The following is a 21,587-nucleotide window of genomic DNA, read 5'->3' as shown; positions in this document are numbered from 1 at the left end:
GCTCTGCGGGCGCCGGCGGGCTCGGCTCGGGCGCGGGTGCTTCCTGCGTCAGGGCGGTCGGCGACTCCGTCACTTTCGGTAGCGGAGCGGGGTGGGGCTTGGGTTTGGGCGTCGGGGTCGGTTTGGGCGGTTGCGGCTTCGGCGGCTCGACTTTTTCGACCTTGGGGGGCGGTGGTGCGGGGGGCGGAGGCGTCTCCACCGGCGTGGGCGAAACAGGCTGTACCGCGGGTTCGGCCGGGATCAGCGCAAGGGTGATGCTCGTCAGCTCGGGCACCACGACGGGGCGGCTTGCCAGGTGAGCCAGAGTTGCGAGGCCGGCCAGATGGGCGAATACGACCAGGGTCGCCACGCCAGCGCGCTGGATGCGGTTGCCGCGCGCGAGTCGCAGCCCTGTGCCGGAACGCCGCACGGGGACACTGACGGTCTCGAGCCGGTACTTGTGCGGATCGGGGGGCGGATAGAGTGGCAACGGCGGGAACGCGTGGGCAGCGGATGTCATCGGCAATTGAATGCGCGCCCCGTGGGGCGCGCATGGTCGGTGTCAGGAAGCGCTGGGCTCCATCTGCGACTGGAGGTAGTTCTGCAGGCCGACGCTGTCGATCAGACCCAGTTGGGTTTCGAGGTAGTCGATGTGCTCTTCGGTGTCTTCGAGGATGTGCTCGAAAAGTTCGCGCGAGACGTAGTCCTTACAGGACTCGCAGTAGGCGATCGCCTCGATCAGGTTGGCCCGGCCGCCGTGCTCGAGCTTGAGGTCGCCCTGCATGCACTCGGGCACGTTCTCGCCGATCAGCAGCTTGTCGAGGTTCTGCAGGTTGGGCAGGCCCTCGAGGAACAGCACCCGCTCGATCAGCATGTCGGCATGCTTCATCTCCTCGATCGACTCCTCGTACTCGTGCTTGCCGAGGCGGGTGAAACCCCAGTTCTTGTACATGCGTGCATGCAGGAAGTACTGGTTGATTGCGGTCAGTTCGATGGTGAGCTGCTTGTTGAGGAACTGGATGACCTTCTTGTCGCCTTTCATATCGCCTCCAGAGCGAGCGGGAACGTAGGCCGCGCGAACACGGGCGGTGTCGCGGCGGGCTCGCTGGTGTGCTCGGCAAGAGCAGCCCGAAGGCAGTCATGCGCGCACCTGGCGCAACGACCGCACTCGGCCGTCACGCCGAGATCGCGCCGCAGATGGCGCAGGGTCGTGGACCCCTCGCGCACGGCCGCGACGATGTGGCGTTCGGTGACGGCATTGCACACACAGACATACATAGTTTAAGCCTCGATGCTGGATTCTGCCCGGTCCTGCGGGCGCTTCACTTGGTCAGGATCAACTTGCCGGAGCGCGTTGCGCGGAGGACGTAACGTTCGCCCAGATGCTCGATCGTCACTGCCGTGCGCCCGGCGAGCAGCGCATCGCTCGATAGGGGCTGGCCCGCGACGCTCGGCTGCACGGTGCGTGATGCGGGGGCGCCGGCATGAGCCGGTTCTACGCTGGAAGCCAGGTCGGTCGGGGTTGGCGACATGATCTGATTACAAAAACAAGAACGATTCGCATTACAACATGGGCGCGAAAATGCGTCAATTGTTCTGTGGACTTGGTGTTCGCTACTCGAGGCGGAGCAGGATGCGCAGGCTTGGGTCGGTCGAGAACGTGGCTGGCAGGTAACCGACGGTGCCCGGGTTTTCCAGCAGGAGGCGGCGGGCATCTTCAATGCTGGCGGATTCGCGCGGCGGCAAGGCGCGGCCGGTAAAGACCATGCGCGACCAGTAAGCCCGGATCTGGCTCGGGTTCTTCCCGGTCAGCAGGCGGTAGAAGCGATCGCGTACCGGGCCCGGTGGCAGGTCCAGCAGCAGCAGGGGGGACCCACCCGAAAGCGAGGATCGGCGGCCGAGGTAAAGCTGCTCCGCGTCTTCACGATTCAGCGTTTCCACGCTCGAATCGGCCGACGTGACGAGAATCACCTCCGCGTGTGCCGCGGGTGCCAGCAGGACCGTCAGCGCCGCAAAGCGCACGGCCCAGATCCGGAGCGCAGCGCAGCGGGGTGAGGGGGGCATCGGCTGGATCCTTCAGTGCGCGGCTTGTCGCGACGGCAATTCGCCGCGCAGCCATTCATGCGCCGCGTCACGGTCCATCGCGCGCGCGAAGTGATAGCCCTGGCCGAAGTCGCAGCCCAGCCCGAGGAGGACCTCGAGCTGCTGTTCGTTCTCGATGCATTCGGCGACAACGCTTATGCCAAGGTCGTGCGCGAGCTCGATGCTGCGGCGGACAATCGCGCGCAGCCGGAGGTCCTCGGTGATCGAGCGCACGAAGGAGCCGTCCAGCTTCACCTGATTGCAGGGCATCGTGTGCAGGTAGCTCAGTGTCGAGTAGCCTGTGCCGAAGTCATCGATGAGGATCTCGATGCCGGCTGCGCGCAGATCGCGCAGCGTCTTCATCGCCGGCCCGGCAGGATGCGCGAGCAGGCTTTCGGTGACCTCGAAGCGGATCTGGTCGTGCGCGACGCCATGGCGGTCGATGACCGCGAGCAGTTCGGTGGTCAGCATCGGGCGAGCCAGCTGACGCGCCGACAGGTTGACGCTGATGCGTGCGGGCGGGATACCTGGTGCGGTATCGCGCCAGCGGCGCAGGTCGGCACAGGTGATGCGAAGCACTTCCATGCCGAGGTCGTGGATCAGGTCCAGCGTCTCGGCCAGCGGGATGAACTCGGACGGTGACAGCAGGCCATGGGTGGGGTGCGGCCAGCGCACCAGTGCTTCGAAGCTCGACGTGCGGCGTGTGGTCAGCGATACGATGGGTTGGTAATGCACCGCCAGTCCGCCATGGGCGAGCGCCCAGCGCAGGTCGGACTCCAGTTGCAGGGCCCGAACGGCCTGTGCGTGCATCGATGCATGGAAGAATTCGATTGGCGCCGATTCGCTCTGCCGGGCCTTGTGCAAGGCGTTGTCGGCGTCGCGCAGCAGCGCCTGGGCATCTTCCTCGTCCTCGCTCAGCGCGATGCCGATGCGGCAGCGGGGATGGAGGACGCGGTCGGCGCTGCGCACGACGAAGGCCGGAAGTGCGATCAGCGACTCGCCGATCCGCAGCGCTTCGGCCGAGTTCTGCAGGCCGTTGAGCAGCACGGCGAACTGGTCGCCTCCGACGCGGGCGACAACGTCGCCTTCGCGCATCATCGAGGTGATGTGGTTCGCCACGCGCCGAAGCAGATCGTCGCCGATGGCATGGCCGTAGCTGTCGTTGACGAGGCTGAAGCGCGCGACGTTGATGGCCAGCACCGCCAGCTGAAAGCCTTCGTCACGGCGCCGCTGCGCCAGCGCACGGTTGACGTGCTCGATGAAGAGCGCCCGGTTCGGCAGGCCGGTGAGCCCGTCGTGCAGCGCGTCATGGATCAGCTGCTGCTCGGCGCGCTTGCGTTGGTCGATGTCACTGATGGAGCCCGCCATCCGGCCGACGCGCGCCTTGCCGTTCGGGCGCGCGACGCCGCGTGTGAGCACCCAGCGGTAGTCGCCGGCTGGCTGGCGTACCCGGTGCTCCATCATGAACTGACTGCTCTCGCCCTTGAGGTGGGCGATCATCCGTTCGCGATACGGCGTGACATCGTCCGGGTGGATGTATTCGAGAAAGGCCTCGGGTACGTTCGGCAGGGTGCCGGGTGCCAGGCCGAGGATCTCGCAGAAGCGGTCCGAGTAATAGGCGGTACCGGCCGGGATGTCCCAGTCCCACAGGCCGTCGTTGGCGCCGCGCATGGCCAGCGCATGTCGCTCCTCGCTGGCCTTCAGGCGTGCGGCACTCTCCTGCAGTTCGGCAACGCGCCGCTGCAGGGTCGAGGCCATGATGTTGAAGTGGCGGGCGATGACTGCCAGTTCGTCGTCGCCTCGTGCCGGGACGCGATGATCGAGGTGTCCGTCGGCGATCGCCCGGCTGCCGGCCAGGAGCCGTCCCAGGTTACGCGTCAGCAAGTAGCCGACGGTCGACAGCAGCAGGAAGGTCAGCGCGATCTCGACCAGGGCGATCACCAGACCCTGTTCGGTAATGGCACGTCGAGCGGCGGCAAGCGTTTCCACCGATACGCCGAACTGCATGAATCCCACCTCGTTCCGTGGCAGCAGCAGTGGGTGGCGCACGTGCACCAGGGTGTCGCCGCGCAGGCGCGAGAAGAATCCGCCGCCCATCTCGGTTGGCGCAGGCAGTTGCGCCATGTCGGGCAGTCCGGCGCTGACGAGCGGCGTCTGATCCGGTGCGACGATGCGCACATAGACCAGGCCTTCCGTGCTGCCTTCCAGCAGTTCGCCGAGAACGTCCTCCAGCGCCTCGTAGCGTTGCTGCTCGCCATAGGCCGTCGCCATGGCATGCAGCATGCTGGCGTTCTGGCTGATGGTCGTGTCGAGGCTGGCCGATGCGGCGTCGTTCATCAGGCGCACGCTGTTGGCCAGCAGCAGGCTCAGCAGCACGACCTGCACGGTCGTGCTGGCGAGCAGCAGGCGGACCCGGATCGAGGCGCGGTGAAAGGGCAGGCGCATGCGAGAGTCCTCAGCGCGCAGGGCGTCGGCGTGAAGGGAGCAGGCGCGAACCGGTCATGGGCTTGGGCGCGGCGTCAGCGTCGCGCTTGCCGTTTGACGGCGGCCGATGCGTCGATCCGGCCCTCGCTGGCAAAGGCCTCGAGGTTCGTCTCGATGCGGTCGGGGTCGTAGAGGTAATTGACCATGATGCCCCACGATTGCCCGAGCCCCTTCGCAGAGGTGTCGGCGAGCCAGTTGAGCCGTTCCACGCGGGCACCGTTGCCGAGGTGGAAGCGGGCGACCGCATCCACCGGCTTGCCGTCACGGCTGGCATGCACGAGGTAGCGCGCCGCCAGCTTGAGCAGCGGGTCGCGCAAGGCGCGCGCGAGCGCTTCGTCCTCGGTCCATTCCGGGGTGGCCTCGAGAATGCGGGCCAGGTGCGGGGAATCCGCGTCCTCGATGCCGGCCGCAGCCAGGCGCTTCCAGTCCGATGGCGTGATCGCCGCGGCGAGCTCCTGCGGATTCCTCTGCGCCCAGCGCACGAGTCCGGGAATCGGCGACAGCGTGGCGAAGGTCTTGAGGCGCGGGAAGTCGCGCTGCAGGTCCTCGACGACGCGCTTGAGCAGGAAGTTGCCGAAGGACACGCCGCGCAGGCCCGTCTGCGTGGCGCTGATGGAATAGAAGATGGCGGTCGTGGCCTTGCTCGCATCGGTGAGCGGCGCTTCGATGTCGAGCAGGCGCTGCACGTCGTCGGCGAGGTCTTCGAGCAGCGCGACCTGCACGAAGATCAGCGGCTCGAGCGGCATGCGCGGATGGAAGAAGGCGTAGCAGCGGCGGTCGGAGTCGAGCCGGTTCTTGAGGTCGTCCCACGAACGGATCTCGTGCACCGCCTCGTATTCGACGAGCTTCTCGAGCAGCGCGGCGGGTGAACTCCAGGTGATGCGCTGCAATTCCAGGAAGCCGACGTCGAACCACGCCGACAGGCGGGCTTCCAGTTCGCGGTCCAGCGGCTTGAGCTGCGGATCGTCGGCGACGAAGCGCAACAGGTCGGCGCGCAGGTCGACTAGGAACTTGACGCCCTGCGGGATGGCATTGAATTGAGTGATGATGCGCAGCCGGCGCGACCGCATCGCTGCCCGCAGCTGGGCTTCGGCGTCCCACTGGTCGGGCGTGCCGACGTAACCGGTCACTGAGCGGCGTTCTTTGCCCGCCCGCGCCCACGCGGAACAATCCCTCCCACATTCATCAGGGAGGAGCCGGCAGTGACCAGGGCGACAGCGACCAACAACAAGTGGCGGCGGCGTGGCCGTCAGGAATGGCAAGCGGTCATCGCGCGGTTTGCCGAGAGTGGCCTGGGGATCGAGCCGTTCTGCATCCGCGAGGGGCTCAGCGAGTCGAGCTTCCGGCGCTGGCGTAGCCTGCTGGGCGAACCGAGTACGCAGCCCGCCGCGCCGGTGATGGAGCCCACCGGCTTCGTCGACGCCGGCACGCTCAAACTCGGAGGTACCGGTCGCCTCGAACTGCGGCTCGATCTGGGCGACGGCGTGATCCTTCACCTGTCGCGCGGCTGATGTTCTTCCCCGAAGGCGCAGTCCGGGTCCATGTCTATGGCCGCCCGGTCGACATGCGCAAATCCTTCGACGGCCTGTACGCGCTCACACGCCAGGCGCTCGGCTGCGATCCGCTGTCGGGCGAGCTGTTCGTGTTCATCAACCGGCGCGGCACGCAGATGAAGGTGCTGTACTGGGACCGCACCGGATTCTGCGTGTGGGCCAAGCGCCTCGAGCAGGGTCGTTTCGTGTCGAACTGGGCGCACGTCAGCACGCGCCAGATGGACTGGACCGGGCTCAAGCTGCTGCTCGAAGGCATCGAGCCGGCACGCTACAAGCGCCGTTTCCGACTGCCCGCAAACGCCGTGTAACCCGCATGAATGCTGGGTCATACGGTAAAATATGCGCCATGCCCGCGCCGCACTCCGCCCCCGTTCCGACCCTTGCCGAGGCCGCCCAGTGGGCGCCCGAGCGCGTCGTCGAACTGGCCCAGGCGCATGAGGATCTGCAGCGCCAAGTGCAGACCATCCAACATCAGCTCGAGTGGTTCCGCCGCCAGCTCTTCGGCCAGAAGAGCGAGAAGCGCCTGGTCCCACCGGACCCGGCGCAGATGTATCTGGGCGAGCTACCGATCCCCGACACGCAGCCCGATACCCCCGGCAAGACCGTGGCGGGACACATCCGTCGTGCGTCGCGCACCGACTTCGCCCAGAGCAAGGACGACTCGGCGCTGTTCTTCGACGAGACGCGCGTCCCGGTCGAGACGATCACGCTCGCCAACCCCGAGACCGAGGGCCTCAGCGCCGAGCAGTTCGAGGTGATCGGCGAGAAGCTCAGCCACCGCCTGGCGCAGCGCCCGGGCAGCTACGTGATCCTCAAGTACGTGCGCCCGGTCATCAAGCGCCGCGACACGCAGACGATCCACTGCCCGGCGGCCCCCGCCGGGGTGATCGACGGTAGCCGCGCCGACGTGAGCTTCATCGCCGGGCTCATCACCGACAAGTTCTGCTACCACCAGCCGCTGTACCGCCAGCATCAGCGGCTCGGGGACAACGGCATCCGGGTCTCGCGCCCGTGGCTCACGCAGCTCACCCACGCGGCGCTCGCGCTGCTCGAGCCGGTCTTTACGGCCCAGCTCGACTCGATCCGCGCAAGTCGCATCAAGGCGATGGACGAGACCCCGATCAAGGCCGGGCGCGCCGGCCCGGGGAAGATGAAGGGCGGCTACTTCTGGCCGGTGTATGGCGAGCGCGACGAAATCTGCTTCGCCTATCACGAGGGGCGTAGTGGCAAACACATTGCGCAGACCCTGGGGACCGACCCACCGCCCGAGGGGGCGGTGCTGCTCACCGACGGCTACGCGGCCTACGAACGTTACGCACAAAAATGCGGGCTCACGCGCGCGCAATGCTGGGCGCACTCGAGAAGAAAATTCTTCGAGGCCCAGTCGATCGAGCCCGAACGGGCGACGCAGGCATTGGAGATGATCGGCCAGCTCTACGCGGTAGAGCAGCACATCCGTGAGGCACAACTCGTCGGCGAGGCACGCCGCGCGCACCGGCTCGCCCAGGCCAAGCCGATGGTCGACCGGTTCTTCGACTGGGTCGACGCCCAATTCGAATCCCACGGTCTGCTGCCGAGCTCACCGCTGACCACTGCCCTGGCCTACGTGCGTGAGCGCCGGGCAGCCCTCGAGGTCTACCTCGCCGACCCCGAGGTGCCGATCGACACCAACCACCTCGAGCGGGCGCTACGCGTAGTGCCGATGGGCCGCCGCAACTGGCTCTTCTGCTGGACCGAGGTCGGCGCGAAATACGTGGGGATCGCGCAGAGCCTGATCGCCACCTGTCGCCTGCACGACATCGACCCCTATGCCTATCTGGTCGATGTGCTCCAGCGCGTCGGCCAGCACCCTGCCGCCGATGTCGCGCAACTCACCCCAAGGCTGTGGAAGCAACACTTCGCGGCCAATCCGCTTCGATCCGATCTCCACCCGCGCTCGAAGTAGGCAAGAACGCCGCTCGGTTACCGCTTACGTGCCGACGGCGGCCTGGTAGGCCTTGTGGGCCGCATTGACACGTGCCGGGTCGGGGCCGAACTCGAGCGCGATCATCTTCAGCACGGCGCGGCGGCCTGCCTCGTCAAGGCGGAGATAGGTCTCGGCGAGTCGGGCGGCGCGCTGTCGCGTCGAGATCTCGCCCCCCCTTCCTTCCGCGCACTCCTGCAACTGGCCGCGGATGCGCTCGAGGTCGCGCGTGCTCGGCTCGACATCGCGCCGTGCCTGCCCGCCGACCAGCTGACGCATCTTCGAAAGGCTTCTCGAAACCAGTCCTGCGGCAGTCATGTGTTCCCCCTCATACGTCATGCCCGTTCCCACGGATCATAACGCGGGGCGGCCGTCTTGGGCCCGAAATGGGCAGGAATTGAAGGAAATGGCAGGATCTTTTTGCACGTGCCGATACCGTCGGCGCGCGCGCTCGCGGTTCGACTGATGGCCTGCCGGTCCGGTTCAGCGGCGGCTGCGCAGCAGCAGGCCTGCACCGATGATGACCATGGGCACGCACAGCCATTGCGCAGTGGATAGACCCAGCGCAAGCGTGCCGAAGATGCCGGGGTCGGGCGTGCGGAAGAACTCCGCGGCAAAGCGCAGACTGCCATAGCCGATCAGGAAGACGGCCGACACGGCGCGAAGCGGTCGCGGGCTGGCCGAGTACCACCACAGGATCGCGAACAGCAGCAGGCCTTCGCCCATCGCCTGGTAGAGCTGCGACGGATGGCGGGGCAGGGCGTCGACCCACGGGAAGATCATCGACCAAGGCAGGTCGGTCGCCACCGGGCGCCCCCACAGCTCACCGTTGATGAAGTTGCCGATGCGACCGGCCGCCAGCCCGGTCGGTACCAGTGGCGCGATGAAGTCGGTGACCTGCCAGAAGCCCTTGCCGTGACGCCGCCCGTAGAGCCACATCGCCGCCAGCACGCCGAGGAAGCCGCCGTGGAAGCTCATGCCGCCCTTCCAGATCGCGAGAACCTCGCCCGGGTGCTGCAGGTAATAGCCTGGCTGGAAGAACAGCACTTCGCCCAGGCGCCCGCCAATGATCACGCCCAGCACGCCATACATCAGCAGGTCGTCGATCATCTGCGCATTCCAGCCCAGTTCAGGGCGGCGGCGTGCGTGGAGGCGGCCGAGCACGACGAAGAGCACGAAGGCGATCAGGTACATGAGCCCGTACCAGCGTACCGAAAGCGGGCCGATGGAGAGGGCGATGGGGTCGAACTGCGGGTGGGTCAGCATGGGCGTGAGGAAGCTGGGCCGGGAAGCGAGGTTTCGCGGCGGTCAGTCGAACTGCTGGCGGAAGGTGTCGAACTCGCGTCGCAGGGCGTCGAAATCTTCCCGGAGACGGCGAATCTCGTCCTCGAGTTCCGCAATGCGGCCGCGGCCACCCGGCGTGCCGCCGCCGGCCTGCAGGCTGTCGGCCATCTCCTCGACGGCGGCCTGGCCGCCCAGCAGATGCACGTGGCGCGTCTCCTTGGTGCCGGGCGCGCGCGGCAGGGCAGCGGCCAGCGGCGGGGATTTCTCCGCCAGATGCTCGAGCACCGCATCCACCGCGGCGATGTCGTCGAAACGGTGGAGGCGCTCGCAGCGCTGGCGCAGTTCGCCGGCAGTCTGCGCGCCGCGCAGCATCAGCATGGCCAGCACGGACTGCTCGGCGGGCGGCAGCGAATGGCGCAGGCGCACAAGGTGTTCGTACTTGGCGACGCGCGCGCTGGGCTGGTCGCGCTTGGCGACGAGGCGGCGGCCGATCAGGCTGTCGATTGCGGACTGGACTTCGGATTCGGACAGGCTCATCACCGGTTCGCGCGCGGTCAGCTGGTTGCAGCCGGTGACGATGGCGTTGACCGACATCGGGTAGGCGTCGGGGGTGATGAAGGATTTCTCGATCAGCACGCCGAGCACGCGGATCTCGGCCGCGTCCAGATCGAAGCCCGGTTCGCTGGCAGTGTCGGTGACGGGGGTGTCCTGCATGACGGCTCCTGGCGAAAGTCGAGAGTCACGGATGATACGCATGCTTCGTCGCCCGCGTTAGAATCGCACGCTTTCCCGCAGCTTTTCCGGAGCGTCGTCATGCCCCAATATCGTTCCCGCACTTCCACCGCCGGCCGCAACATGGCAGGTGCCCGCGCACTCTGGCGCGCCACGGGCATGAAGGACGAAGACTTCAGCAAACCGATCATCGCGATCGCCAACAGCTTCACCCAGTTCGTGCCCGGCCACGTGCACCTGAAGGATCTCGGTCAGCTCGTCGCGCGCGAGATCGAGGCCGCAGGCGGTGTCGCCAAGGAGTTCAACACCATCGCGGTCGATGACGGTATCGCCATGGGTCACGGCGGCATGCTGTATTCGCTGCCCTCGCGCGAGCTCATCGCCGATAGCGTCGAGTACATGTGCAACGCCCACACCGCCGATGCGCTGGTGTGCATCTCGAACTGCGACAAGATCACCCCGGGCATGCTGATGGCCGCGCTGCGCCTCAACATCCCGGCGATCTTCGTCTCGGGCGGGCCGATGGAGGCGGGCAAGGTCAAGTGGGAGGCCAAGGTCATCTCGCTCGACCTGGTCGATGCGATGGTGAAGGCCGCGGACAAGAACTGTTCGGACGAGGAAGTGGATGCGGTCGAGCGTTCCGCCTGCCCGACCTGCGGCTCGTGCTCGGGCATGTTCACCGCCAACTCGATGAACTGCCTCACCGAGGCGCTGGGCCTGTCGCTGCCGGGCAACGGCACCACGCTGGCGACCCATGCCGACCGCGAGCAGCTGTTCAAGGAGGCGGGCCGCCGCATCGTCGACCTCGCCCGTCGCTACTACGAGAAGGATGACGAATCGGCCCTGCCGCGCTCGATCGCCAGCTTCGCAGCCTTCGAGAACGCGGTGAGCCTCGACGTGGCCATGGGCGGCTCGACCAACACCGTGCTGCACCTGCTGGCGGCGGCGCGCGAGGCCGGCGTGGACTTCACGATGAAGGACATCGACCGCATCAGCCGTCGCGTGCCCTGCCTGTGCAAGGTTGCGCCGGCCGTGGCCGACGTGCATATCGAGGACGTGCATCGTGCCGGCGGCATCATGGCCATCCTCGGCGAACTCGACCGCGCCGGCCTGCTCAACCGCGACGTGCCGACCGTCCACAGCAAGACCATGGCGGACGCCTTGTCGCGCTGGGACATCATGCAGGCCCACGACACCTCGGTGTTCACCCTCTACCGTGCCGCCCCCGGTGGCGTGCCGACGCAGGTCGCGTTCTCTCAGGACCGGCGCTGGAACGAGCTCGACATGGATCGCTCGCAGGGCATCATCCGCGACAAGGCGCACGCCTTCAGCCAGGACGGCGGCCTTGCCGTGCTGTACGGTAACATCGCCGAGAAGGGCTGCATCGTGAAGACCGCCGGGGTGGATGAATCCATCTGGAAGTTCACCGGCAAGGCGCGGGTGTACGAGAGCCAGGAAGACGCGGTTGAGGGCATCCTCGGCGAGCAGGTGCAGGCAGGCGACGTGGTGGTGATCCGCTACGAAGGCCCGAAGGGCGGCCCCGGCATGCAGGAGATGCTGTACCCGACCTCCTACCTGAAGAGCCGTGGCCTGGGCGCACAGTGCGCGCTGCTGACCGACGGTCGCTTCTCGGGCGGCACCTCCGGCCTGTCGATCGGCCACGCCTCGCCCGAGGCGGCCTGCGGTGGCGCGATTGCGCTGGTCGAGGATGGCGACACCATCGAGATCGACATCCCGAACCGTCGCATCCACCTCGCCGTCTCCGACGCCGAACTCGCTGCGCGACGCGCGGCAATGGAGGCGAAGGGCAGCGCGGCGTGGAAGCCCGCCAACCGCCAGCGTGTCGTCTCGGCCGCACTGCAGGCCTACGCGGCGCTGACGACCTCGGCCGACACCGGCGCGGTGCGCGACGTCACCCAGGTCCAGCGCTGATTGACCGGCCGCGATCCCCTGTCTACGATCGGCGCCATGGATAGCGAACTCGCCCAGCTCGAAGCCCAGCTCGAGCAACTCATCAGCCTGCACGACCGGGTCAAGGCCGAGAACATCGGCCTGCACGGCCGCGTTACCCAGCTCGACGCGGAGAATCGCCAGCTTGCTGCCAAGCTCAAGCGGGCCATCGAGCGCCTCGAAGCCCTGCTCGACAAACTGCCGGAGGCCTGAAGAACGTGTCGATGGATCATCTGGACGTGATGTTGCTCGGGAAGGAATATCGCGTTTCCTGCACCCCCGAGACAAGGGACGCGCTGCTGGCAACCGTGGCTTATCTTGATGACAAGTTCCGTGAACTTGGCGCCAAGTCGAACGCATCCGGCGAGAAGCTGGCAGTCATGACGGCCCTCAACATCGCCCATGAGTTCCTGCAGCACCAGCGTGGCAACGGGTTTGACATACCGGGCGTGAAGCGTAGAATCGGACTCATGAAAGCACGCCTCGACGGGGTGCTGGCCCAGCAGGAAAAACTCTTCTGAGGGTGCCTATAGGCAATACCGATCAATCCCCTGCAGTGTTCGTCGAAGTCGTAGATTCCTTGAACCAATAGTCGAGAGACACGGTTGCTGACCATCGATGCCGCTGGTGTGAACGCCCCCTGCGGGTGATCCTGAAGCGGAAGGGATGCGACCTCCCTGAACCCATGGTTCAGGATGCCCGGCGGAGACGGCACAGGCGGGGGGCCAAACAAAAAAGGCGCAGCCATCGGGTTGCGCCTTTTTCGTCTACGGCACCTGATGCATAACGGACTGATTCGCATGACTTTCGATATCTGGTGGCTGACCTACCCCGTGCTGGGGGCTGTTGTCGGCTTCTTCGCCGGCCTGCTTGGCGTCGGCGGCGGCGGCATCATGGTGCCGATGCTGACCACCCTGTTCCTGGCGCAGGGCTTCCCGCTCGAGCAGGTCGTCCATATGGCGCTCGGCACCTCGATGGCGGCCATCGTGCTGACCTCGGTGTCCAGCCTGCGGGCGCACCATGCCCATGGCGCCGTGCGCTGGGACGTGGTGCGGCAGATCACGCCCGGCATCCTGGTCGGCACCTTCGGCGCGACCTTCATCGCCTCGCGGGTCGATACGGCGGCGCTGGCGATCTTCTTCGCCGTGTTCATGGCCTACGTGTCGATCCAGATGCTGCTCAACATCAAGCCCAAACCCAGTCGTGACCTGCCCGGCAAGGCGGGCATGACGGTCGCCGGACTGGGCATCGGCGGCGTGTCGGCGCTGGTTGCGATCGGTGGCGGCTCGCTGTCGGTGCCTTTCATGACCTGGTGCAACGTCAAGGTGCAGAACGCGATCGGCACCTCGGCGGCCATCGGCCTGCCGATCGCCATTGCCGGTACGGTCGGCTATCTGGTCAATGGCTGGAACGCGCCGGGCACGCCGCCGCTCACGCTCGGCTATGTCTATGTGCCGGCATTGGTGCTGATGGCGCTGGTGAGTATGTGGGCGGCACCGATCGGCGCCTCGCTCGCACACCGCTTGCCCGTTGCCACGTTGAAGAAAATCTTTGCCGGCCTGCTCATGGCGCTGTGCGCAAAGATGCTGCACAGCGTGTTCGGCTGAGGCGTGCCGGTGCCGGCCTACTCGGCGACGAGCGCGTCGTGAAGCGTCCTGAAGTTCGAGCGCATCATCGACAGGTAATCGGGCGCAGGGCCGGCTGACGCTGAAAGGGCGTCGGAATACAGCGTGCCGCCCACGCGGGTGCCGCTTTCGGCGCGAATGCGCTCGATCAGGCGCGGATCTGCGACATTCTCGATGAAGACCGCCGGGATCTTCTCCTTCTTCAGTTGCCCGATCAGGCGCGCGACACCCTTGGCGGTCGGCTCGGCATTGTTCGACACGCCGACCGGCGACAGGAAGCGGATGCCGTAGGCCTCGCCGAAGTAGGCGAAGGCGTCATGGGAGCTCACGACCTTGCGGCGCTCGGCCGGCAGCGCGGCGAAGGCGCTGCGGATTTCGGCGTCGAGGGCCTTCAGTTCGCCGCCATAGCGTTCGGCGTTGTGCCGGTAGGTTTCCGCGTTGGCCGGATCGGCCGCGACCAGCGCTGCCGTGATGTTGGCCACGTACTGCTGCGCATTTCCGACGTCCTGCCAGGCGTGCGGGTCGGCTGCATGCCCATGCTTGTGGTCGTGCGCGTGGTCGTGTCCGTGGCCGTCCATCTCGAGCGTCTTCACGCCCTTGCTGGCGACCACCACGTCGCCCTTGTAGCCGCCCGAGCGCGCCAGCCGCGTCATCCAGTCGTCAAAGCCAAGGCCGTTGACCACCACGAGCGCCGAGGCGCCGATGTCGCGCGCGTCCGACGGGCGCGGCTGGAAGGCGTGAGCGTCTTCGTCGGGTCCGACCAGGGTGCGCACCCTGACCTTGTCGCCGCCAACCTGACGGACCAGGTCGCCGAGGATGCTGAAGCTGGCCGTGACCTCGAGCGGTGGCGTCTGGGCCAGCGCGGCCGAACTCGAAAGGGCGAACAGGGCGAAGAGGCCGGCGAGCCGGCGTTGCATGAGACGGGTGTTCTTCATGGGACTGTTTCCGTGAGACAGGGGAGGCGGGGCAATCAGGACTTGAGGTGATGACGGACGGGCAGTCGCCCGACCAGCAGTCCGCCGGGCGCGGCGAGCAGGGAGAAGAAATAGACCACGCCGCACACCAGCACGATGGCCGGCCCGGCAGGCACGTCGGCATGGAAGGAGAGCAGCAGGCCGGCCACGCCGCTGCCGAAGGCGAACAGCACCGCCAGCGCGAGCAACATCGGCAGCCCCTTCGCCCAGAGGCGTGCGGCGGCCGAGGGCAGGATCATGATGCCCACCGCCATCAGCGTGCCGAGCGCATGGAAGCCGCTGACCAGATTGAGCACCACGAGCATCAGGAAACCGTAGTGCGCCACCGGCGACCAACGGCTGACGCCGCGCAGGAAGGCCGGATCGAAGCACTCCATGACCAGCGGCCGGAACAGCAGCGCCAGACAGAACAGGGTGACGCTGGCGATCGAGGCGATCAGCAGCAGCGAGCCGTCGTCCAGCGCGAGCACCGAGCCGAACAGCACGTGCAGCAGGTCGAGGTTGCGCCCGCGCAGCGACACGATCATCACCCCGGCTGCCAGCGACAGCAGGTAGAAAGCGGCGAGGCTCGCATCTTCCTTCAGCACCGAGGCTCGCGTCACCAGGCCTGCGGCCAGCACCACGACGAGGCCGGCGACGATGCCGCCGATCGTCATCGCACCGAGCGACAGGCCGAAGGCGAGATAGCCGAGCGCCGCGCCGGGCAGGATGGCGTGGCTCATCGCATCGCCCATCAGGCTCATGCGGCGCAGCAGCAGGAACACGCCGACGGGCGTGGCGCCGAGTGCGAGCGCCAGGCAGCCGGCCAGCGCGCGGCGCATGAAGGCGAAATCGGTGAAGGGGGAGATCAGGAATTCGGTCACGTTGCGGGCAACTCGGGTGGACGGCGGTGTGAGGCGAGGCGGGCTCAGTGCCGGTGGGGCGTGCCGGCAGGGGCGTGTCCGGGGGCGGCGTGATGCGCGTGAGCGGTGGCGGCCAGGGAAGGCGTGTCTTCCGGCAGTTCGATGTGGCACTCGGGTGCGTCTTCGTCGAAGGCCTCGGACAGGCGGCGCGCGCGCGCCAGCATCTCGGGGGTGAGAACCTGGGGCGTCGGGCCGAAAGCCACCGGTTCGCGCGACAGCAGCAGGCTGGTGGGGAAATGGCGGCGCACCTGCTCGAGGTCGTGCACCACGGTGAGCACGGTGCGCCCCTCGCGATGCCAGGCGACGATGAGCTGCACGAGGTCGTCCACCGTGCGGCTGTCGATGGCGGCGAAGGGCTCGTCGAGCAGGATCAAGGGCGCGTCCTGCAGGATCAGGCGGGCGAAGCGCGCGCGCTGCAACTGTCCGCCGGACAGCGAGCCGATCGGGCGCGACTCGAAGCCCGACAGACCCACCGCGGCCAGCGCGTCGCGTACCTGCTGGCGTTGTGTGCGGGACAGGCTGCCGAAAGCGCCGATCTCGCGCCACAAGCCCATCGCGACGACGTCGAACACCGATACCGGAAAGCTGTGGTCGATCTCGCCGCGCTGCGGCAGATAGGCCAGCGCGCCGGGTGGCAGCGTCGGCATCAGGATGCGGCCGCCGATCGGGCGCAACTCGCCGGCCAATCCCTTGAGCAGGGTCGACTTGCCGGCGCCGTTCGGACCGATGACGGCCACCAGCGCACCCGCGGGAATGTCGCCGCTCAGGTGGTGGACCGCAGGATGGCGGTCATAGCCCAGCGTGAGGTTCTCGATGCGGATCAGCGGCGGAGGAACGGGATGCATGTCAGTTCAAGGCCCACAGCACGGTGAGCCACAGCAGGCCGGTGGCGAGCGCTGCCAGCACAAGCCGCGCGGGCACGCCGAGGCCGAGCAGGCTGCGAGGCGGGAAGGCGCGCGCCAGCAACGGCGCGTGGGAATGCGAGTGTGCGTGCGAATGCACGTGGGCCGGCAGGTGATCGTGACTGCCGGCGGGGGCGTGTTCGTGCGCGTGGGAGGTCGGTGTCGTCATCGCGTCCCAGCCTTGATGCCCTGTCGTCCGCAGTCGGCACAGGCGCCATGGAGAACCAGTTCGGCGCGGTCCAACTCGAAGCCCGCGGGAAGTGTCGGGCTGCTCTCGGTCGGAACATCCTCGAGGCACAGGATCTGGCCACAACGGTCGCAGTGGAAATGAGCGTGGCGGTGCGCACCATCGTGGCGGATCTCGAAGCGCCAGGCGCGTTCGCCGCCGGCAATGCGCTGTGCGATGCCTTGTTCCACCAGCCAGTCGAGCGCGCGATAGAGCGTGACGCGGTCGTGCACGACGCCAGCGGCTGTCAGGGCTGCGCCGATTTCGTCGTGCGACAGGGGATGCTGGCCGGCCTGCAGGGTCTCGATGACCGCAATGCGCGTGCGCGTGACGCGGCCGCCGTGGGCCGAGATGAGTTCGCGGGCGCTGGGGAGGGGATGGCGGTAAGGCGCGTAATCAGGCATGGCAGTCTGGTCGTGGGCCGGCTTTTGATGCAACATTGTAGCATTTGAATGGGTCGTCAGTACGTGACCGTTTTGGGAGATGACATGAAATCTGCAGTCCTTGCCGCCGTCGTGCTTGCCGGCGTTGTCGCCGGCACCCCCGCCCGGGCCCAGCATGCGCATGCGGCGCACGAGCATGGCGTTTCCGAGTTGCGGGTCGTGGCCGAGGGCGAGGCGCTGGTCGTCGAGTTCGCCAGTCCGCTCGACAATCTGGTGGGCTTCGAGCACGCGCCCCGTACGCCGGCCGAGCGCAAGGCGATGACCGATGCCGAGGTGGCGCTGCGCAATGGTGTCGGGCTGTTCCAGCCATCCGCGGCGGCGAATTGCCGCTTGAAGGATGTCGCGCTCGATTCGCCCTGGCTGCAGGGCAAGCGCCACGACCATGGCCATGACCACGCCCATGCGCATGCCGAGCCGGCAAGTGACGGGCACGCGGAGCTGGTGGCAGAGTATCGGTTCGAGTGCGCCCGGCCGGCGGCACTGGAGAGCCTGCGCATTGGGCTTTTCGACGCCTTTCCCCGCTTGCGGGAGCTGCGGGCGGAGCGGGCGACTGCCCGCGGGCAGGGCGCGGCGGTGCTGAAGGCCGGGCAGGCCGAGCTGCCCCTGTGATGCAGCGCGAGACGCTTGCGGCGCAGGCTGTGCCGGCCGTCGGCGTGGCGGCGATGCGCTATCGCTGGCCCGGTGCGGCGGATGACTGCCTGTCGATCGAGCAGTTCGAGATCGAGGCTGGCGAGCGCGTGTTCCTGAGGGGGCCGAGCGGCAGCGGCAAGACCACGCTGCTGTCGCTGGTGGGCGGCGTGATCCTGCCGCAGGCGGGCACGGTCAGCATTGCGGGGCAGCCGCTGGCGCAGTTGTCGGCGGGCGCGCGCGATCGCTTTCGTGCCGACCACCTGGGCTTCGTCTTCCAGCTCTTCAATCTGCTGCCTTATCTGTCGGCGCGCGACAACATCCTGCTCGCCTGTCGATTTTCTGCCGCGCGGCGGGCACGGCTGGCCGCGCGCGGTACGTCCGCGGACGCCGAAGCCGAGCGTCTGGCCAGCCGGCTCGAGCTTGGTGCGGTCCTGCACCGGCCGGCGGCGGAACTGTCGGTCGGCCAGCAGCAGCGTGTCGCCGCCGCCCGGGCGCTGATCGGTCAGCCGGGGCTGATCGTGGCCGACGAGCCGACGTCTGCGCTCGATGCCGACCGCCAGCAGGCCTTCATCGACCTGCTGCTCGACGAGTGCGCCGAGGCCGGTGCGGCCTTGCTCTTCGTCAGCCACGACCTGCGCCTGGCGCACCATTTCGACCGCGTCGTCGATCTGGTGCAGCTCAACCGGGTCGTGGCGGAGGCGGGCGCATGACGCCGCTACTGAGCCTGAGCCTGCGCAGCATCGCCAACCGGCGTCTGTCGGCGCTCCTCACCGTGGTCGCGGTCGCGCTGTCGGTGTCGCTGCTGCTGGGTGTCGAGCGCGTGCGCAACGATGCGCGCGATGGATTTGCGCAGACGGTGTCGGGCACCGACCTGATCGTCGGCGCGCGTGGCGGGGCGGTGCAGTTGCTGTTGTACTCGGTGTTCCACATCGGCCACGCGAGCAACAACGTGTCGTGGCAGAGCATGCAGCGCGTGGCGGCGTTGCCGCAGGTGAAGTGGCTGGTGCCGCTGTCGCTCGGGGACTCGCACCGCGGCATGCGCGTGCTCGGCACCACAGCGGATTTCTTCCGCCACTACCGCCACGGCGAGGACCGTGCGCTGGCTTTCGCGCAGGGGCGGCCCTTCGCGCCTGCGCCCGAGGGGCTGTTTGAGGCGGTCGTCGGCGCCGAGGTGGCGATGCGTTTCGGCTACAGCGTCGGTCAGCGGATCGTGCTCAGCCACGGCAGTCTGGGTGGGGAAGGTGGCCCGCGTTTCGCCGATCATGCCGACAGACCCTTCACCATCGTCGGCGTGCTGGCGCGCAGCGGAACGCCGGTTGACCGGGCGGTGCTGGTGGGGCTCGAGGGCATCGAGGCGATCCATGTCGACTGGCACGGCGGTGCCCCGATCCCCGGTCTGACGATCGGCCCCGAGCATGTGCGCAAGTTCGATCTGAGCCCGAAGTCCGTCACCGCCGCACTGGTCGGGCTCGACAGCCGTATCGCGGTGTTCCGCGTGCAGCGTCAGATCAACACGATGGACGAGGAGCCGCTGACCGCGATCCTGCCGGGCGCCACGCTGCAGGAACTGTGGTCGCTGGTCGGCGTCGCCGAACGGGCGCTGCTGGCGGTGTCGGCGCTGGTGGTGGTCGTGGGGCTGGCTGGCCTGGTCGCCGTGGTGGTTGCGAGCCTGGGCGAGCGCCGGCGCGAACTGGCGATCCTGCGCGCACTGGGTGCCAGTCCGCCGCAGGTGTTCGTGCTGCTCGCGCTCGAGAGCGTGCTGATGTCGCTGGCGGGGATCGTGCTCGGTCTCGGGCTGCTGTATGGTGCGGGCGCGCTGGCGGCGCCCGGGCTGGCCGCCGGTTGGGGCCTCGAGCTTGGGCTGGGCTGGCCATCCGCAGGCGAGTGGCGTCTGCTCGTCGCAGTGATGGCTGCCAGCCTGCTGGCGAGCCTGGTGCCGGCCTGGCGTGCATACCGTTACTCGCTGGCCGATGGTCTGACGATAAGGATCTGAGATGGAGTTTTCGAGACGTTTGCAGTCTGTAGTCGTGGCCGTCCTGATGGCGGCCGGGGTTGGCCTGTCGGCATCGGTCGCGGCACAGTCCGGTAGTGCGGCGGGCGCTGACTACAAGGTGGGCGACCGGCTCGCCGCGCCGGCGAAGAGTGGCAAGGCCGCGGCCAGGGCGGGCTTCCGCGAGATCAGCTGGGACGACCTGATCCCGGCTGACTGGGATCCGCAGAAATTCTTCGCGGACCTGGATCTCGACGACCTGCAGGACAACGATCCGCGCGTCGCCGACGTGATGGCACGCATGCGTGCGGAATGGGATCGCGCACCGGTGGTCGATCGTTTCTCCGGCCAGCAGGTGCGTATCCCGGGTTTCGTGGTGCCGCTCGAGAGCGACGGCAAGACGATCCGCGAATTCCTGCTCGTGCCCTATTTCGGCGCCTGCGTGCATGTGCCGCCGCCACCGGCCAACCAGCTCATCCACGTGATTCCGGACAAACCCGTGCCGGCGGGTTTGAACATGTCGCCGGTGTGGGTCAATGGCGTGCTGAATGTTGGCCGGGTCGAATCGGAGATGGGGAGTGCCGGATACCAGATGCGCGGCATCAAGGTCGAGGAATACAAGGATCCGCTACCGCGCTGAGGGGGTACGAATCCGGCAGTTCGATTGACGCTTCAAAGGCGTATTGCCCTGCGTGTCTCGGGGGGTGCTGCGCGTTGAAAGTGTCGAAAAATCTTACAGTCGCCCCGGAACTCCATCAGAAAAACTGATCATGTAAGACCCAGGAAAGTTTCGTGCAGTCTCCGTGATAAAAATCACGGAGCCCGGAATCGCCCAGTAAAATCAATGCAGTGAAAAGGGCTTTAGAGCAGAAAATCAGCGGGTTATCACGTGATCTTGAGAGTTTGCCGATTGGGCTTGAAATGACGGGCACGTCTTTTGCTTATTTTTTAGGGTGAGTGGTATCGATTCAAATAAACAATGAATGCGAGGTCTGTCATGTCTTACAAGAACTTGTTCCTGCCCAAGCGGGTAATGCTGTCGAGCCTGACTGCGGCCACGGCGCTGTGCTTCTCGGCGATGGCATCCGCAGCGCCCACGGCCTTCGATGGGGGGCTCCCGAGCGGCTGGACGGGTGTCGGCGGTTTCGGCACATCGGGCGCCGATGGCGTGGTGACGGCCTCGCCCGAAGGCGGTGCCTATGGTTGGGTGTCGACGAACAATGGCGTCAGCGGCGCCACGCTGGCCGGCGTCGGTGGCACGAACGGGTCGCGTGTGCTGAGCAGCGTTTTCTCGGCAAGTGCGGGTGACAGCCTGGAGTTCCATTTCAACTACGTCACCTCCGACGGCGGCGCCTACTCTGATTACGCTTGGGCGCGCTTGCTGCTTTCGGACCTGACCCAGGTCGCGGTGTTGTTCACTGCTCGCACGACCCCGGACGGAAACAGTGTTCCCGGCGTGGGCCTTCCTGACATTGCAGCGGAAATCGAGCCGTCGTTCGTGACGATCAACGAAGGAGCCCCGACCTGGTCACCCCTGGGCAGCAGCTCTAACACCTGTTTTGACGAAGGCTGCGGTTACTCGGGCTGGATCAAGTCGAAGTACAGCATTCTCAATGCTGGCAACTATATTCTCGAGTTCGGCGTTGCGAACTGGGAGGACGGGAGCTATCAATCCGGTCTCGCCTTCGATGGCATCACCGTCGGTGGCACGCCGGTGGAAAACCCGATTCCGGAACCCGGTTCGCTGGCCCTGCTCGGCCTCGGCCTTGCCGGCCTTGCCTGGGGGCGTCGTCGTCAGGCGGCCTGATCGCGTGTCATGATCCGTACGGTGGTGCCGGCGCACCACCGCGAAACCGGGGCCAGGTGGA

25 protein-coding genes, 1 other RNA gene and 2 pseudogenes are annotated in these 21,587 nt (G+C 67.0%); 13 read left to right on the top strand and 15 right to left on the bottom strand.

Annotated features, from left to right (window positions below; genetic code table 11):
• The 7 genes and pseudogenes from C664_RS20700 to C664_RS15930 form a co-directional block, all read right to left on the bottom strand.
• Nucleotides 1-499: pseudogene (locus tag C664_RS20700) on the bottom strand (energy transducer TonB); the annotation flags it as partial.
• Nucleotides 500-541: 42 nt separating this feature from the next.
• Nucleotides 542-1,021: a bacterioferritin gene (bfr, locus tag C664_RS15950; protein WP_004263943.1), complete on the bottom strand. Its 480-nt coding sequence runs from the start codon at nt 1,019-1,021 to the stop codon at nt 542-544.
• A complete protein-coding gene (locus tag C664_RS15945) occupies nt 1,018-1,257 on the bottom strand; it encodes a (2Fe-2S)-binding protein (protein ID WP_004263942.1) in 240 nt (79 codons plus the stop codon). The genes bfr and C664_RS15945 overlap by 4 nt, the downstream gene beginning before the upstream one ends.
• Nucleotides 1,258-1,301: 44 nt before the next feature.
• Complete coding sequence (locus tag C664_RS20405) at nt 1,302-1,511, bottom strand: hemin uptake protein HemP (protein ID WP_083483109.1); 210 nt, start codon at nt 1,509-1,511, stop codon at nt 1,302-1,304.
• A gap of 82 nt (nt 1,512-1,593) precedes the next feature.
• Nucleotides 1,594-2,001: a hypothetical protein gene (locus tag C664_RS15940; RefSeq protein ID WP_004263936.1), complete on the bottom strand. Its 408-nt coding sequence runs from the start codon at nt 1,999-2,001 to the stop codon at nt 1,594-1,596.
• Between the two features lie 54 nt (nt 2,002-2,055).
• Nucleotides 2,056-4,506, bottom strand: coding sequence for an EAL domain-containing protein (locus tag C664_RS15935; RefSeq protein ID WP_004263933.1), 2,451 nt, complete (start codon nt 4,504-4,506; stop codon nt 2,056-2,058).
• Nucleotides 4,507-4,580: 74 nt separating this feature from the next.
• Nucleotides 4,581-5,675 (bottom strand): malonyl-CoA decarboxylase, encoded by a 1,095-nt coding sequence (locus tag C664_RS15930; protein WP_004263928.1) that lies wholly within the window; start codon nt 5,673-5,675, stop codon nt 4,581-4,583.
• Between the two features lie 72 nt (nt 5,676-5,747).
• Here C664_RS15930 and tnpA point away from each other — a divergent pair, with 72 nt between their 5' ends.
• Genes tnpA through tnpC form a run of 3 tightly spaced genes read left to right on the top strand, consistent with a single transcriptional unit; the run spans nt 5,748 to nt 8,043 of the window.
• A complete protein-coding gene (gene tnpA, locus C664_RS15925) occupies nt 5,748-6,056 on the top strand; it encodes an IS66 family insertion sequence element accessory protein TnpA (protein WP_004263925.1) in 309 nt (102 codons plus the stop codon).
• Nucleotides 6,056-6,406 carry an IS66 family insertion sequence element accessory protein TnpB gene (tnpB, locus tag C664_RS15920; protein ID WP_004263922.1) on the top strand — a complete coding sequence of 117 codons (351 nt, stop codon included), beginning with the start codon at nt 6,056-6,058 and terminating at the stop codon, nt 6,404-6,406. Before tnpA ends, tnpB begins: the two co-directional genes overlap by 1 nt.
• A 38-nt stretch (nt 6,407-6,444) precedes the next feature.
• Nucleotides 6,445-8,043 carry an IS66 family transposase gene (gene tnpC, locus C664_RS15915; RefSeq protein WP_004263911.1) on the top strand — a complete coding sequence of 533 codons (1,599 nt, stop codon included), beginning with the start codon at nt 6,445-6,447 and terminating at the stop codon, nt 8,041-8,043.
• Nucleotides 8,044-8,070: 27 nt separating this feature from the next.
• Here tnpC and C664_RS15910 read toward each other — a convergent pair.
• From C664_RS15910 to C664_RS15900, 3 genes and pseudogenes are all read right to left on the bottom strand, one after another.
• A pseudogene (locus tag C664_RS15910) lies at nt 8,071-8,379 on the bottom strand (Malonyl-CoA decarboxylase); the annotation flags it as partial.
• Nucleotides 8,380-8,544: 165 nt separating this feature from the next.
• Entirely contained in the window at nt 8,545-9,327 is a 783-nt protein-coding gene (gene lgt, locus C664_RS15905) for a prolipoprotein diacylglyceryl transferase (protein WP_004263905.1), read from the bottom strand.
• Nucleotides 9,328-9,369: 42 nt separating this feature from the next.
• The gene (locus tag C664_RS15900) at nt 9,370-10,059 is read right to left on the bottom strand and encodes a YceH family protein (RefSeq protein ID WP_004263901.1); all 690 of its coding nucleotides are present in this window, start codon (nt 10,057-10,059) and stop codon (nt 9,370-9,372) included.
• Nucleotides 10,060-10,158: 99 nt separating this feature from the next.
• Here C664_RS15900 and ilvD point away from each other — a divergent pair, with 99 nt between their 5' ends.
• The 5 genes from ilvD to C664_RS15880 all read left to right on the top strand — a co-directional run bounded on the left by ilvD (nt 10,159) and on the right by C664_RS15880 (nt 13,634).
• Nucleotides 10,159-12,009, top strand: a complete 1,851-nt coding sequence (ilvD, locus tag C664_RS15895; RefSeq protein ID WP_004263896.1) for a dihydroxy-acid dehydratase — start codon at nt 10,159-10,161, stop codon at nt 12,007-12,009.
• Nucleotides 12,010-12,045: 36 nt separating this feature from the next.
• Nucleotides 12,046-12,240, top strand: coding sequence for a hypothetical protein (locus C664_RS15890; protein ID WP_004263894.1), 195 nt, complete (start codon nt 12,046-12,048; stop codon nt 12,238-12,240).
• Between the two features lie 11 nt (nt 12,241-12,251).
• A complete protein-coding gene (locus tag C664_RS15885) occupies nt 12,252-12,548 on the top strand; it encodes a cell division protein ZapA (protein WP_004263892.1) in 297 nt (98 codons plus the stop codon).
• Nucleotides 12,549-12,572: 24 nt separating this feature from the next.
• Nucleotides 12,573-12,755, top strand: a non-coding RNA gene (gene ssrS, locus C664_RS20400) — 6S RNA.
• Between the two features lie 72 nt (nt 12,756-12,827).
• Complete coding sequence (locus C664_RS15880; protein WP_004263888.1) at nt 12,828-13,634, top strand: sulfite exporter TauE/SafE family protein; 807 nt, start codon at nt 12,828-12,830, stop codon at nt 13,632-13,634.
• A gap of 17 nt (nt 13,635-13,651) precedes the next feature.
• Here the strand turns inward: C664_RS15880 and C664_RS15875 are convergent, their stop codons facing one another.
• From C664_RS15875 to C664_RS15855, 5 genes are read right to left on the bottom strand one after another with little or no spacing between them, the layout of a single operon-like run.
• The gene (locus C664_RS15875) at nt 13,652-14,587 is read right to left on the bottom strand and encodes a metal ABC transporter solute-binding protein, Zn/Mn family (protein ID WP_004263885.1); all 936 of its coding nucleotides are present in this window, start codon (nt 14,585-14,587) and stop codon (nt 13,652-13,654) included.
• Nucleotides 14,588-14,622: 35 nt separating this feature from the next.
• Entirely contained in the window at nt 14,623-15,489 is an 867-nt protein-coding gene (locus C664_RS15870; protein ID WP_004263884.1) for a metal ABC transporter permease, read from the bottom strand.
• 44 nt (nt 15,490-15,533) lie between these two features.
• Entirely contained in the window at nt 15,534-16,373 is an 840-nt protein-coding gene (locus C664_RS15865) for a metal ABC transporter ATP-binding protein (protein ID WP_004263880.1), read from the bottom strand.
• A gap of 1 nt (nt 16,374) precedes the next feature.
• Complete coding sequence (locus C664_RS15860; RefSeq protein ID WP_004263877.1) at nt 16,375-16,599, bottom strand: hypothetical protein; 225 nt, start codon at nt 16,597-16,599, stop codon at nt 16,375-16,377.
• The gene (locus tag C664_RS15855; RefSeq protein WP_038012116.1) at nt 16,596-17,060 is read right to left on the bottom strand and encodes a Fur family transcriptional regulator; all 465 of its coding nucleotides are present in this window, start codon (nt 17,058-17,060) and stop codon (nt 16,596-16,598) included. The genes C664_RS15860 and C664_RS15855 overlap by 4 nt, the downstream gene beginning before the upstream one ends.
• Nucleotides 17,061-17,144: 84 nt before the next feature.
• Here C664_RS15855 and C664_RS15850 point away from each other — a divergent pair, with 84 nt between their 5' ends.
• The 5 genes from C664_RS15850 to C664_RS15830 all read left to right on the top strand — a co-directional run bounded on the left by C664_RS15850 (nt 17,145) and on the right by C664_RS15830 (nt 21,526).
• Nucleotides 17,145-17,708, top strand: coding sequence for a DUF2796 domain-containing protein (locus tag C664_RS15850; protein ID WP_038012114.1), 564 nt, complete (start codon nt 17,145-17,147; stop codon nt 17,706-17,708).
• Nucleotides 17,708-18,439, top strand: coding sequence for an ABC transporter ATP-binding protein (locus C664_RS15845; RefSeq protein ID WP_004263863.1), 732 nt, complete (start codon nt 17,708-17,710; stop codon nt 18,437-18,439). Before C664_RS15850 ends, C664_RS15845 begins: the two co-directional genes overlap by 1 nt.
• Nucleotides 18,436-19,722: an ABC transporter permease gene (locus tag C664_RS15840; RefSeq protein WP_004263861.1), complete on the top strand. Its 1,287-nt coding sequence runs from the start codon at nt 18,436-18,438 to the stop codon at nt 19,720-19,722. Before C664_RS15845 ends, C664_RS15840 begins: the two co-directional genes overlap by 4 nt.
• Nucleotides 19,723-19,756: 34 nt before the next feature.
• Complete coding sequence (locus C664_RS15835; RefSeq protein ID WP_004263855.1) at nt 19,757-20,359, top strand: DUF3299 domain-containing protein; 603 nt, start codon at nt 19,757-19,759, stop codon at nt 20,357-20,359.
• Nucleotides 20,360-20,716: 357 nt separating this feature from the next.
• Nucleotides 20,717-21,526: an NF038132 family protein gene (locus C664_RS15830; RefSeq protein WP_004263853.1), complete on the top strand. Its 810-nt coding sequence runs from the start codon at nt 20,717-20,719 to the stop codon at nt 21,524-21,526.
• Nucleotides 21,527-21,587: the final 61 nt, after the last annotated feature.

Origin of the sequence: Thauera sp. 63 (assembly GCF_000310165.2) — a bacterium.
GTDB lineage: Bacteria > Pseudomonadota > Gammaproteobacteria > Burkholderiales > Rhodocyclaceae > Thauera > Thauera humireducens.
Note: the sequence above shows the minus strand (reverse complement) of the source record. Positions and strands in the feature narration are given on the sequence as shown.